Raw genomic sequence first — 12,496 nt, 5'->3', positions numbered from 1 at the left:
CGGCTGTTGCGCCCACTCCGGATCGGTTCACGCCGACATCCCTGCCCGATACCCGCTCCGCTAGGCGCGGAGCCGCCCCTCGAACATGGCGATCGACTCGAACATCAAAAGCCTGCCGCGCTTGGCCTGACCCGGTGCGCGGTAAGCCTCGCCCTTCATAGCGCGGACGGCGTAGCTATTCTTGGGTTAGTGCGGCGTCTGCTGCTGTTGGATGTACTGGCGCACGATGGAAAGCGATGCGTCGCCGCAGGATGAAGCGAAGTAGGACGGCTACCATAGCACGCCTTTCCAGTAGCGTTTCTGAATGTCGGGCCGCGCCTTGCGCAGCAAGCGGCTGGATACACCTTTCAGGCTGTTCACCGGACCGGACACGGCCACCTTGGGTGGATACTCCACCAACAGGTGCACGTGATCGTCCTGGCCGTCCATCTCGATCGGGCCGACCTCGAAATCGGCGCAGACCTTGGTTGAAGATGGCACGCAACCGCTCGATGGCATCGCCATCGAACACACTGCAGCGATATTTCGCTATGAAGACTAAATGGACGTGCATCTTGAAAATGCAGTGCCGCCCGCGCCGTATATCGTTGTCATTGCTCATAGACCAAGAGTATGAACGGGTCATGCAACGCCTTCAGGCTTTCAAATTCGAGCTACGTCCAGACAGCCAGCAAGAGCGGCAAATGCGCCGCTTCGCTGGCTCGTGCCGGTTCGTGTTCAACAAGGCGCTGGCGTTGCGGAAGGAACGCTGTGAGCAAGGCGGACTCTCGATAGTAAAGCGCCTTGTTCGGGGCATGGGGACGTCCATGCCCATCGGATCACGCCAGGGACTCGACGCCCAGTTCGTCCCACACCGACTCGGCCAGGTGGAAAGTGGCGTTGGCCGCGGGAATCCCACAGTAGATGGCGCTCTGCATTAGCACTTCCTTGATCTCGTCGCGGGTCACGCCGTTGTTCCTGGCCGCGCGCAGGTGCAGCTTCAATTCACCCTCGCGGTTCATGCCGATCAGCATGGCGATGGTGATCAGGCTGCGGTCGACATGGGCGTCGCCGAGCACCGCACGGCGTACCTGCATGCCGGCGTCATAACGTTCTTTCTCGTCCATTGCTGGCTCCGTGAGAAGTTCGGCCAGCTCGCCCATGGCGGCTGGCCTGACGATCATGGTGGCGGGTTTGGCCTTTTCATAGGCAGGGCAACGGTACAGCCTTGCCAAGCGTGGCCTTTGCCGGACAAGCGCTGCGCGCGTTGTCCACCCTGCCCACGAGCTTACTTGCGCAGGAAATCCAGCACCGCCTCGGTGAAGGCCTCGCCGGCCTCGACATTGGACAGGTGCGCGACAGGGAACTCGACCAGCTCCGCGCCCGGAATCTTTTCCTGCATGAAGCGACCATGTTCCGGGGTAGTCACCGCGTCCCGGGTGCCGCAGACGATTAGGGTCGGCACGGCGACGGCGCCGAGCCGTTCGCGGAAGTCGGCATCGCGCACCGCCGCGCAGTTGGCGGCGTAGCCCTCGGGCGAAGTCAACGCCAACATGCCGACGACCGGCTCGACCTTGTCCGGCCGGGCGGCGGCGAACTCCGCAGTGAACCAGCGCGCGATGGTGGCGTCGCGCAGGTCGCGCATGGCTTGCCGGCCGCCCTTGAGCACCGTATCGATGCGGCCGTTCCAGACCTCGTCGCTGGCGATTTTCGCCGCGGTGTTGCACAGCACCAGCTTATGCAGGCGCTCGCCGGCGTTGATGCCCAGCCACTGGCCGATCAGCCCGCCCATGGACAGGCCGCAGAAGGAAAACCCCTGGATGTCGAGGGCATCGGTCAGCGCCAACACGTCGCGACCGAGCTGCTCGACGCTGTAGGGTCCCTGGCTGACCAGCGACTCGCCATGGCCGCGGGTGTCGTAGCGCAGCACGCGGAAATGCCCGGCGAAGGCCGGGACCTGGGCGTCCCACATGCGCAGTTCGGTGCCCAAGGAGTTGGACAGCACCAGCACCGGCGCGCCCACGGGGCCGTCGATCTGGTAGTTCAGTGCGCCATCGGCGAGTTGCACGGTCGGCATTGGAAGCTCCTTAGCAGTGGGTGGCGCGGTGTTCGGCCACGGCACGGGCGACCCAGCGCTGCGCCAGGCCTAGGTAATGGGACGGATCGAGTAGGCGCTCCAGTTCGGCGGCGGACAGCTCGGCGCTCACCTCGGGATCGGCGCCGAGCGCGGCGCGCAGGTGGCACCCTTCGGCGATGGCCTGGCGGCAACACTGCTCGACCAGATGATGAGCACGCTCGCGGCCCAGCCTCCGGGCCAGGGCGATGCTCACTGCCTCGGCGAGCACCAGCCCCTGGGTCAGGTCAAGGTTCTCGCGCATGCGCGCGGCATCCACCTCCAGTCCCGGCAGCAGCAGGCGCGCCTGTTGCAGGGCACCGGAAAGCAGACAGCACAGCTCGGGCAGGGTTTCCCACTCGGCATGCCAGAGGCCGAGGCTGCGCTCGTGCTCCTGGGGCATGGCGGCGAGCATGGTAGCGACCAGCCCCGGCGCGCGGGTAGCGGCGCCGATCAGTACGGCGGCGCCGACCGGGTTGCGCTTGTGCGGCATGGTCGAGGAGCCGCCCTTGCCCGGCGCCAAGGGCTCGAACACTTCGCCGACGTCGGTCTGCATCAGCAGCGACAGGTCGCGGCCGAGCTTGCCGAGAGTTCCGGCCAAGAGGCCCAACCAGCCGGCGAACTCGGCCAGGCGGTCGCGCTGGGTATGCCAGGGCTGCTCGGGCAGGCCCAGGTCGAGTTCGCGGGCCAGCACCTCGGAAACCGGCAGGGCCTGTTCGCCCAGCGCCGCCAGGGTACCGGCGGCACCGCCGAACTGCAGGACCAGAAGGCGCGGCTTCAGCTCGGCCAGCCGCCGGCGCTGACGGGTGAAGGCGCCGAGCAAGCCGGCGAGCTTCATGCCGAGGGTCACCGGGGTGGCGTGCTGCAGCCAGGTGCGTCCGGCCAGCGGCGTGCCGGCGTGGCGCTCGGCCTGCACGGCGAGATCCTCGGCCAGTTGCGCCAGCTCGCTTTCGAACAGCGCGACGGCAGCACGCAGTTGCAGCACCAGGCCGCTGTCCATGGCGTCCTGGCTGGTGGCGCCGAGGTGCAGGTAACGTTCGGCGTCGGCATCCACGGCGGCGATCCGCTGGCCGAGCGCCTTGACCAGCGGAATCGCCGAATTGCCGGCGGTGGCGATGGCCTGAGCCAGGGCGGCGACATCGAAGCGCTCGGCCACGCAGGCCTCGGCGATCGGCGCCACGGCGGCCTCGGGAATCAGCCCGACCGCCGCTTCGGCCCGCGCCAGCGCAGCCTCGAAATCGAGCATGCTTTGCAGCCGCCCGCGGTCGGAAAACACCGCGCGCATCGGCGCGCTGGTGAAGTAGGCATCGAAGAGTTGATTGCTCACGTCGATTCGTCCTGAAACAGAAAGCGATGGCGGTACGGCCCAGATTGGCAGCGCAGCACCGGGGCGGTCCAGCCGTAGGGTGGATGGCCGAAACCATCCACCCTGGTGGACAAGCCTGCGGCGTTGTCCACCCTATCCCTTGCGCCGTTGCCGTTTCGCAAGGCGGAAAACCGCGCCAGCGTTTTCCATCACCCGACTCCTGGTGGGTAACGCTACGCGGTTAACCACCCTACGATGGTCCCGAGCAGGCTCAGACGCGCTCGATGGCCAGCGCCAGCCCCTGGCCGACGCCGATGCACATGGTCGCCAGGCCCTTGCTGCCGCCGGATTTCTCCAGTTGATGCAGGGCGGTTAGCACCAGGCGCGCGCCGCTCATGCCCAGCGGGTGGCCGAGGGCGATGGCGCCGCCATTGGGGTTGACCCGCGCATCGTCGTCGGCAATGTTCAGCTCGCGCAGGCAGGCCAGTCCCTGGGCGGCGAAGGCTTCGTTCAGCTCGATCACGTCGAAGTCGGCGACCGCTAGGTTCAGGCGCTCGCAGAGCTTGCGCACCGCCGGCACCGGGCCAATGCCCATGACCCGCGGTTCCACGCCAGCGGCGGCCATGCCGAGCACCCTGGCGCGCGGCTTAAGGCCGTACTTGGCGACCACTTCGGCGGAAGCCAGGATCATCGCGGCGGCGCCGTCGTTGATGCCAGAGGCGTTGCCGGCGGTGACGGTCTTGCCCTCGCCGTTGACCGGCTTGAGCTTGGCCAAAGCTTCGGGCGTGGTGTCCGGACGCGGATGCTCGTCGCTATCCACCACGGTATCGCCCTTCTTGCCCTTGATCACCACCGGGACGATTTCCTCGGCGTAGAAACCCTCGGCCTGGGCGCGACCGGCGCGCTGCTGGCTACGCAGGGCGAAGGCGTCCTGGTCGGCGCGGGATATGCCGTAGTCCTCGGCCACGTTGTCGGCGGTCTGCGGCATGGCCTCGACGCCGTACTGAGCCTTGAGCAGCGGGTTGACGAAGCGCCAGCCCATGGTGGTGTCCTCGATCTTCATGTTGCGCGAGAAGGCGGCGTCGGCCTTGCCCATCACGAAGGGCGCTCGCGACATGGACTCCACGCCGCCGGCGATGGCCAGCTCGATCTCGCCGCTGGCGATGGCGCGGGCGGCGGTGCCGATCGCGTCCATGCCCGAGGCGCACAGGCGGTTGAGGGTCACCCCCGGCACCGTCTCCGGCAGGCCGGCGAGCAGCAACGCCATGCGTGCCACGTTGCGGTTGTCCTCGCCGGCCTGGTTGGCGCAGCCCAGGAACACCTCGTCGACGGCGGCCGGATCGAGTCGCGGGTTGCGCGCCAGCAGCGCCTTCAGCGGGATGGCGGCCAGGTCGTCGGCGCGCACGCCGGCCAGGCCGCCGCCGAAGCGGCCGATGGGCGTGCGCACGGCATCGCAGATGAAGACGTCGCGGCTCATTCCTCACCTCCGGCCTGCCCGTGGGCGGCGGCGGTACGGGCTTCCAGCTCGCGCAGGGCGGTCAATTCGGTTTCGTTCGGCGCTTCGGTGACCGCCACCTTATCGGCGAAGCGGATCGCCCAGCCGGTGTTCTCGACCACCTGCTCGCGGGTCACGCCCGGATGCAGGGAAGTGACGACGAACTCGTTGGTGCCGGCTTCCGGCTCCATGATGCACAGGTCGGTGATGATCGCCACCGGCCCCGCGCCCGGCAGGCCGAGCTGCCTGCGGTGGTCGCCGCCCTCGCCATGGCCGACCGAAGTGATGAAAGCCAGCTTGTCGACGAAGGTGCGGTGCGACTGCTTGAGGATGATCAGCACCTTCTTGGCGCTGCCGGCGATCTCCGGCGCGCCGCCGGCGCCCGGCAGGCGCACCTTGGGCTGGTGGTAGTCGCCAATCACCGTGGTGTTGATGTTGCCGTACTTGTCGACCTGGGCGGCGCCGAGGAAACCGACGTCGATGCGCCCGCCCTGCAGCCAGTAGCGGAAGATCTCGCCGGTGGGCACCACGGTGTCAGCGGTCTCGGCCAGTTCGCCGTCGCCGATGGACAGCGGCAGCACCGAAGGCTTGGCGCCGATCGGGCCGGATTCGTAGATCAGCACCACGTCCGGGGCGTGGGTCAGGCGCGCCAAGTTGGCGGCCTTGGACGGCAGGCCGATGCCGACGAAGCAGACACTGTCGTTACCCAGGCGGCGGGCGGCGGCGACAGTCATCATTTCATTAGTGGAGTAATTCATCATTCGGCCTCCTGGGCGGCCAGTCTGGCCTGCCCCATCTTTTCTTGAAAGGCGGAAAAATCGGCGGTGCCACGGATAAAGTCGTCGATCCAGGCGGTGAAACTCTCGCGGTTGCGGGCGATCGGGTCCCAATCCTGGTAGAAGCGGTTGTCGCGCTCGTAGTAGCCGTGGGCGTAGGACGGGTGGGCGCCGCCGGGCACTGGGCAGACCGCGCTCAGCGCCCAGGCCGGCAGGACGCAGGCGTTCATCGGCGCCTTCAGGTCGTCGACGATCTCCTCGACGGTGACGATGCAGTGCCTGGCGGCCAGCGCGGCCTCCTTCTGTACGCCGAGGATGCCCTGGATCAGCACGTTGCCCTTGCCGTCGGCCTTCTGCGCGTGGATCACGGTGACGTCCGGGCGCACCGAGGGCACCGCGGCCAGCACCTCGCCGGTGAACGGGCAGGTGACGCTCCTGATCAGCGGGTTGACCTTCGGCAAGTCGGAGCCGGCATAGGCGCGCAATACCGCGAACGGCAGACCGGAAGCGCCGGCCACGTAGGCGTTGGCCAGGTCGGCATGGCTGTGCTCCTCGATCTCCAGCGGTTGCGGCCAGCCCTTCTCCACCGCGTCGCGCAGGCGACGCAGGGAACCCACGCCGGGGTTGCCGCCCCAGGAGAAGATCAGTTTTTTCGCACAGCCGGCGCCGATCAGCAGGTCGTAGACCAGGTCGGGGGTCATGCGCACCAGGGTCAAGTCCTTCCTGCCCTGGCGGATGATTTCGTGGGCGGCGGCGGTGGGGATCAGGTGGGTGAAACCTTCGAGGGCGAGGGTGTCGCCGTCGTTGACAAAGCGCTGCACCGCTTCGCGCAGGGTGAGGATTTCGGCCATTTCGTGAGTGCTCTTGTCGGGGATCGGCGGCGCCGGAAGCGGCGCGGTTTAGAGCCACGTTATGAGCAAGCGCATGGCGTAACAATCCGATAATCGCCAATCCGTTCGTTTATCGAACGCATTGTAAGAAGACTATCGAGCGAGTGGAAAGACGCCGGCGGCGGGGCATGGGCCCGTGTCCCGCCGCCGGATCAGGCGAACAACTGGGCGCTCAGGTCGCGGCTGGCCGCCAGCATGATCGGCAGGTAGCGCTTTTCCAGCTCGGCGATGGTCACGTGCCCGGCGTGGGTGCTGACGTTCATCGCCGCCAGTACCCGTCCCGAGGAATCCTGGACCGGCACCGCCAGCGAGCGCAGGCCCTGCTCCAGTTCCTGGTCGACGATGCACCAGCCCTGCCGGCGCACCTGCTGCAGGCACTCCCAGAGTGCCTCGCGGCTGTGCAGGGTGCGGCTGGTCTTGGCCAGCAGGTCGGCGTGTTCCAAGTATTCCTGCAGGCTGACGTCGTCCAGCGCGGCGAGCAGCACGCGGCCCATCGAGGTGCAGTAGGCCGGCAGCCGGCTGCCGACACTGAGATCGACCGAGATCAGCCGTTGCGGTATCGCCGAGCGAGCGATGTAGAGCACCTCCTCGCCTTCCAGGGTGGCCAGGTTGCAGGCCTCGTGCAGTTGCTCGCTGATGCGGTCGAGATAGGGCTGCGCGGACACCGCCAGCGGCGTGGAGGACAGGTAGGCGTGGCCGAGGGTCAGCACCTTGGGAGTCAGCGAATAGGTACGCCCGTCGGTGGTGGCGAAACCGAGCTTCATCAGGGTATGCAGACAACGGCGCACGGCGGCGCGCGGAATCTCGGTACGGTGGCTGATCTGGGCGATGGTCAGGTGGCGCTTGCGCTCCTGGAAGGCGCCGATCACCGCCAAGCCGCGGGCCAGGGAAGTCATGAAATTCGGATCGCCGCTCAGGGCCTCGATGCGCTTGGCGGGGGAAATATAGGGCGGCGGCGCAAGGGTGGGCACGGCCTGACGCGACTCACTCACGGGGTCTCCTTGACTGGCTCGCCCCCAGAGCCATGGCATGGGCGGCGAATTCGAAATGCTCGATTATCGACCGGCGGCCGGCCGATCACAATTGAGCATCCCGTGGTCGCCCAGGGCCTGCGGGCGGAGCTGGGCTAGGCGGCTACGGGTGCGCGCGAAGTCCTCGTGCGGCCGTTCGCGGCACAGCTCGTCCAGGCTCGCCCAACTGCTCAGGAGCAGCTCCGTGCCGGCGTCGTAGGCGATGTCGACGAAATTCAAAAAGCGCTGCAGGACGTCCGGCGAATGCCGGTCCAGGCAAGGCAGGCCGCTGATGGCGATGCGCTCGAAGCGTTCGCAGAGCCAGAGATAGTCGCGGGTCGAGGACGGCACCGGGAACAGCGCGGCGAAGTCCAGCCAGAGGCTGCGTGCATCCTGACCGAGCGGCGCCAGGCTCAACCGGTTGACCTGGAGCGGTGCCGCCGGCACGCCCAGGCCCAGCTCGCGCCGCCAGTCCAGCAGGCTCTGCGGCGACTCCGGCCAGCGATATTGGCCCCAGTCGCGGCCGCCACGGGAGCGGTAGTCGACGCCGCCGTCCAGTTCGACGATGCGCATGTGCCTTTCGAGCACGCGGATGAACGGCTTGAAACGCTCGTGATGCAGCGGGTTCGGGCACAGCGATGCCGGCGCGTAGTTGGAGGTGACCACCACGCCGACCCGCGCCCGCAGTAGGGCTTCGAGCAGACGACCGAGGAGGATGGCGTCGCCGATGTCGTGCACGTGGAACTCGTCGAAGCAGAGCAGACGCACTTCGCCGGCCAGTTCCGCGGCGACCCGCGCCAGCGGATCGGGCTGCCCGGCATGGGCGAGCAGACGTACCTGCAACTCCTGCAGGAAGGCGTGGAAATGCACCCGGCGCTTGGCCGCCAGCGGCACGCCTTGAAAGAAGCAGTCCATGACGAAGCTCTTGCCGCGCCCTACCCCGCCCCACAGATAGAAGCCGCCGGCGGACCGGCGCAACCAGCCGCGCCTGCCGCCCGGCAATGTTTCCAGCCAGTCCGCCAGCGCATCGAGCGCGAACGACTGCGCGGCGTCGGCTTGAAAGCCGGACGCCGCCAGTCGCTGTGCGAAGTGCCGGCGCACCGCCTGAGCGGGCGCCGTCCAGGGCATGACCTCAGAAGTCAAAGAACACCGTTTCCCCTTCGCCCTGCACGCGAATGTCGAAGCGGTAGGCGGTCTTGCCGTCCACCTCGCAGCGCTTGGCGATCAGGGTCTTGCGGCGTTCCGGCTGCTCGATCAGGTTCAGCACCGGATCGGCGGCGTTGGCCTCGACCTCGTCGTCGAAGTAGATGCGGGTCTGCAGGTGGATATTGATGCCGCAGGCGAACAGCGACACGCTGATGTGCGGCGCCATCGGCTTGCCGACGGCGTTCTTCACCACTCCCGGCTTGACGGTCTTCACCGTCCACTCGCCGGCGTCGAAAGTGGTCGCGGTGCGGGCGAAACCGTTGAACGACTTCTCCAGGTCATAGACGGTGTCGTAGACGCCCTCGTGGTTGGCCTGCCAGAGCTCCAGGTAGGAGTCGCGGATCAGGTGGCCGTTGCCGTCGACGACCTTGCCGATCAGGATGATGTGCTCGCCCGGCGCATCGTCCTTGGCCATCTCGTTGCAGATTTCCTGTTCGCGGGTCGGGTTGCCGGCGGCGCCGCCGGCCAGGCCGATGTGCACGTAGGGGCCAGCGGTCTGCGAGGGGGTTTCCGGCAGCAGTTCGTAATTCATGGTCGGCTCCTTCTCACTGGTTCTCGAAACGGGTGTGGCGCTGACCGCGCAGCACGATATTAAAGCGGTACGCCAGGCAATCCATCGGCACGTTGCTGCTCAGGTCCAGACGGCCGATCAGGGTCTCGGCGGCGACCGGGTTGGCAATGGCGCGGATGATCGGGCACTTTGAAAACAGCGGGTCACCCTCGAAGTACATCTGGGTGATCAGCTTGGTGGCGATCGACGGGCCGCTGATGGATACGTGGATGTGCGACGGGCGCCACTCGTTGGGGCCGTTGCGCCACGGGTAGGGGCCCGGCTTGATGTTGCGGAAGTAGTAGTAGCCGTCGGCGTCGGTCAGGGTGCGGCCGACCCCGCCGAAGTTGGGGTCCAGCGGCGCCAAGTAGCTGTCGTTCTTGTGGCGGTAACGACCGCCGGCGTTGGCCTGCCACATTTCCACCAAGGTGTGCGGAACCGGCTTGCCGTACTGGTCGACCACCCGGCCGCACATGATGACGCGCTCGCCGACCGGCAGGCCGCCATGGTTGAAGTTGAGCAGCAGGTCGTTGTCGTACTTGCCCAGCTTCAGATGGCTGAAGTCGGGACCGGTGGTTTCCGAGAGGGACTGCGGGATGCTGACCAGCGCCTGGCTCGGCGAGCGGGCGATGGTGGCCTTGTAATCCGGAGTATAACCTTTCGGCTGCCAATTCCGATCGCGGGCGACGAAACGGCGGGTATCGAGCGCGGACATCTCAGGCTCCTTGTTGTTGGGATTGTGGAGTCGCTGGAACCGCAAAGCGGCTATGCGAGGCAAAGTGTCACACTGCCCCGGTCCGATGAAAATTGAAAAGAACACTTACAAACATAACCATGAAGTTATGCATCGGCGCCCCCGCTCAGCTCCCTGGCCACCTCCCGCAGCTCATCGCAGAACCATTGCGCGGCCAGTGGCAATGCCAGCGCCGAGTTCCAGCAGAAGCCGATCGAACCGCCCGCCTCGCGCATGCCCAGCGCCAACTCGACCAGTTCGCCGTTCTGCAGGTCCAGGCGCACCGCATCCAGCGGCGCCAGCCAGAGCGCATCACTGGATAGCGCATAACGCCGGCTCAGCACCGGCGAAAGGGTTTCCAGGCGCTGCGCCGGCAGGGGAATGCCGCACTGGACGAAGAAGCTCTCGGCGTACTGACGGATGGTGGTGCCGGCCAGCGGCAGGATCAGCGGATAGTCGCCGAGCAGGGCCGGATTGGAGAGATCGGCGCCGAGCAACGGATGTCCGGGCCGTACCACCAGCGCCATGGACTCGCTGTAAAGGTGCTCGAAGGTCAGCCCGCGGATCTCCGGACTGTCGGTCATCCGTCCCACCACTAGATCCAGTTCGCCGACCCGCAATTGCGCGAGCAGGTAGGCGCTGAGGCCGGTGAGGACGCTGATCACCAGCGCCGGGTGCTTGCGGTGCAGACGCAGCACCACCTCGGGCACCATCTGGCTCTCCACCGTCGAGAGCACCCCGACGCGTACCACCCCGCCGGCCTGACTGTCGCCGCGCAGGGTATTGACGCCGTCGTGCAGGGCCTGCACGCAAGGACCGGCATAGCGCAGGAAAGTGATTCCCGCCGGGGTCAGGGAGACGCCGGACTTGCTGCGCTCGAACAGCCGGGCCTCGAGGATCTCCTCCAGTTCCTTGAGAGTCTTGGACATCGCCGGCTGGGACACCGCCAGGGCGTCCGCCGCCTTGGCGAAGCTGCGCTGACGGGTCACCTCGAGAAAGCTGATCAGGTGTCGGAACTTGATACGGTTGTCGACGAGCATGAACGCTCCCGGAATCGGCCCGGCGGAGGGCGTCTCCGTCGGCTGAGCGGGAAATTGTCCGCCAGGCCGACAATCCCGCCAAGCGCTTCGTCGACGCGACCCGCCGGCTAGCCGTCGGTGGTTCGACGCCGATGCCTCAGGCGAACACCACCGTGCGGTTGTCGTGCACCATCACCCGGTCTTCCAGGTGATGGCGCAACCCGCGGGAGAGCACCATCTTTTCCACGTCCTTGCCGAGGCGCACCATGTCCTCGACGCTGTCGCGGTGGCTGATGCGCACCACGTCCTGTTCGATGATCGGACCGGCGTCCAGTTCCTCGGTGACGTAGTGGCAGGTCGCGCCGATCAGCTTCACACCGCGCAGCGAGGCCTGGTGATAGGGCCGGGCGCCGACGAAGGACGGCAGGAAGCTGTGGTGGATGTTGATCACCTGCATGGCGAACTCCTGGCACAACTGCGGCGGCAGGATCTGCATGTAGCGAGCCAGCACCACGGTATCGGCGGCGTGCTCCCGGATTAGCCGGGATACCTCGGCGAAAGCCGGTTCCTTGTCCTGCGGATCGACCGGCACGTGACAATAAGGAATGCCGTGCCACTCGACCATGCTGCGCAGTTCGTCATGGTTGGAGATCACGCAGGGAATCTCGCAGGGCAATTCGCCGCTGTGCCAGCGGTGCAGCAGATCGGCCAGGCAGTGCGATTCGCGGCTGGCCATCAGCACCACGCGCTTGAGTTCGCTCGAGTCGCTGACCCGCCACTTCATAGAGAACTCCCGGGCGATCGGCGCGAAGGCATGGCGGAACTCCTCGAGATCGAACGGCAAAGAGTCGGCGCGGACTTCGTGACGCATGAAGAACCAGCCGCTCTGAGTATCCGAATGGTGGCTCGCCTCGGTGATCCAGCCGTTATAGGTGGCCAGGAAGTTACTGACCTTGGCGACGATGCCAACCCGGTCGGGACAAGCGATCACCAGCCGAAATGTACGCATGATGGGAACAACTCCAGAACTCGCGAAGGCACCATTCTAGCCACAGCACCGAAAAACTTCAGTAACCCACGCACGAAGGGGGAAATCGCCCGACAAGCGCCCGCGACACTTCGCGCAGCCACCGGATTGCACTGCACGAGCGGATAAACGAGGGATATTGCCGCGCTGTTGCGGATTGAAGAAGCGCATCAAACAGAACGCACCGGAACTCTTCTCCAAACACCTTTTATTGGCCGGCCGCGAACTGGTGTTTCCGAGATGCGACATGGAGGCCATGCCGGCGAATCCATTAACCGTCACGATGGCCGGAGTCGCCGTCGGGACGATTCCAGCCAAGTATTAGCGGCCCATAAATCCCACCCCGTCTATTTCCGCCGTGAATTTTGCGGGCTGCGAGAAAAGCGGCAACT

13 protein-coding genes and 1 pseudogene are annotated in these 12,496 nt (G+C 66.3%); 1 reads left to right on the top strand and 13 read right to left on the bottom strand.

Annotated features, from left to right (window positions below):
* Positions 1-186: 186 nt before the first annotated feature.
* Positions 187-601, bottom strand: a pseudogene (tnpA, locus tag ACGI6K_RS05410) (IS200/IS605 family transposase).
* On the opposite strand from tnpA, the gene ACGI6K_RS05405 reads away from it, so the two are divergent.
* Positions 492-920, top strand: a complete 429-nt coding sequence (locus tag ACGI6K_RS05405) for a helix-turn-helix domain-containing protein (protein WP_376945021.1) — start codon at positions 492-494, stop codon at positions 918-920. The pseudogene tnpA and the gene ACGI6K_RS05405 overlap by 110 nt on opposite strands.
* Here ACGI6K_RS05405 and ACGI6K_RS05400 read toward each other — a convergent pair.
* The 12 genes from ACGI6K_RS05400 to purU form a co-directional block, all read right to left on the bottom strand.
* A complete protein-coding gene (locus ACGI6K_RS05400; protein ID WP_376945019.1) occupies positions 819-1,106 on the bottom strand; it encodes a carboxymuconolactone decarboxylase family protein in 288 nt (95 codons plus the stop codon). The genes ACGI6K_RS05405 and ACGI6K_RS05400 overlap by 102 nt on opposite strands.
* A 161-nt stretch (positions 1,107-1,267) precedes the next feature.
* Complete coding sequence (gene pcaD / locus ACGI6K_RS05395; protein WP_376945017.1) at positions 1,268-2,056, bottom strand: 3-oxoadipate enol-lactonase; 789 nt, start codon at positions 2,054-2,056, stop codon at positions 1,268-1,270.
* A 10-nt stretch (positions 2,057-2,066) separates the two neighbouring features.
* Positions 2,067-3,419, bottom strand: coding sequence for a 3-carboxy-cis,cis-muconate cycloisomerase (locus tag ACGI6K_RS05390; RefSeq protein ID WP_376945015.1), 1,353 nt, complete (start codon positions 3,417-3,419; stop codon positions 2,067-2,069).
* Between the two features lie 250 nt (positions 3,420-3,669).
* A complete protein-coding gene (pcaF, locus tag ACGI6K_RS05385) occupies positions 3,670-4,875 on the bottom strand; it encodes a 3-oxoadipyl-CoA thiolase (protein WP_376945013.1) in 1,206 nt (401 codons plus the stop codon).
* Positions 4,872-5,654, bottom strand: coding sequence for a CoA-transferase subunit beta (locus ACGI6K_RS05380; protein WP_061290392.1), 783 nt, complete (start codon positions 5,652-5,654; stop codon positions 4,872-4,874). Before ACGI6K_RS05380 ends, pcaF begins: the two co-directional genes overlap by 4 nt.
* Entirely contained in the window at positions 5,651-6,520 is an 870-nt protein-coding gene (locus tag ACGI6K_RS05375) for a CoA transferase subunit A (RefSeq protein WP_376945011.1), read from the bottom strand. The genes ACGI6K_RS05380 and ACGI6K_RS05375 overlap by 4 nt, the downstream gene beginning before the upstream one ends.
* 191 nt (positions 6,521-6,711) lie before the next feature.
* The gene (locus ACGI6K_RS05370) at positions 6,712-7,551 is read right to left on the bottom strand and encodes an IclR family transcriptional regulator (protein ID WP_376945009.1); all 840 of its coding nucleotides are present in this window, start codon (positions 7,549-7,551) and stop codon (positions 6,712-6,714) included.
* A gap of 63 nt (positions 7,552-7,614) precedes the next feature.
* Positions 7,615-8,697 carry a cell division protein ZapE gene (zapE, locus tag ACGI6K_RS05365; protein ID WP_376945047.1) on the bottom strand — a complete coding sequence of 361 codons (1,083 nt, stop codon included), beginning with the start codon at positions 8,695-8,697 and terminating at the stop codon, positions 7,615-7,617.
* 4 nt (positions 8,698-8,701) lie between these two features.
* The gene (pcaG, locus tag ACGI6K_RS05360; protein ID WP_376945007.1) at positions 8,702-9,307 is read right to left on the bottom strand and encodes a protocatechuate 3,4-dioxygenase subunit alpha; all 606 of its coding nucleotides are present in this window, start codon (positions 9,305-9,307) and stop codon (positions 8,702-8,704) included.
* Between the two features lie 13 nt (positions 9,308-9,320).
* On the bottom strand, positions 9,321-10,040 hold the full coding sequence (pcaH, locus tag ACGI6K_RS05355; RefSeq protein WP_376945005.1) for a protocatechuate 3,4-dioxygenase subunit beta: 720 nt from the start codon (positions 10,038-10,040) through the stop codon (positions 9,321-9,323).
* 125 nt (positions 10,041-10,165) lie between these two features.
* On the bottom strand, positions 10,166-11,098 hold the full coding sequence (gene pcaQ, locus ACGI6K_RS05350; RefSeq protein ID WP_376945003.1) for a pca operon transcription factor PcaQ: 933 nt from the start codon (positions 11,096-11,098) through the stop codon (positions 10,166-10,168).
* A 136-nt stretch (positions 11,099-11,234) separates the two neighbouring features.
* Positions 11,235-12,086, bottom strand: a complete 852-nt coding sequence (gene purU, locus ACGI6K_RS05345; protein WP_376945001.1) for a formyltetrahydrofolate deformylase — start codon at positions 12,084-12,086, stop codon at positions 11,235-11,237.
* Between the last annotated feature and the right edge of the window lie 410 nt (positions 12,087-12,496).

It is taken from the genome of Azorhizophilus paspali (assembly GCF_043587585.2).
Lineage (GTDB): Bacteria > Pseudomonadota > Gammaproteobacteria > Pseudomonadales > Pseudomonadaceae > Azotobacter > Azotobacter paspali.
The sequence above is the reverse complement of the archived record's forward strand: the minus strand, read 5'-3'. Positions and strand labels throughout refer to the sequence as shown.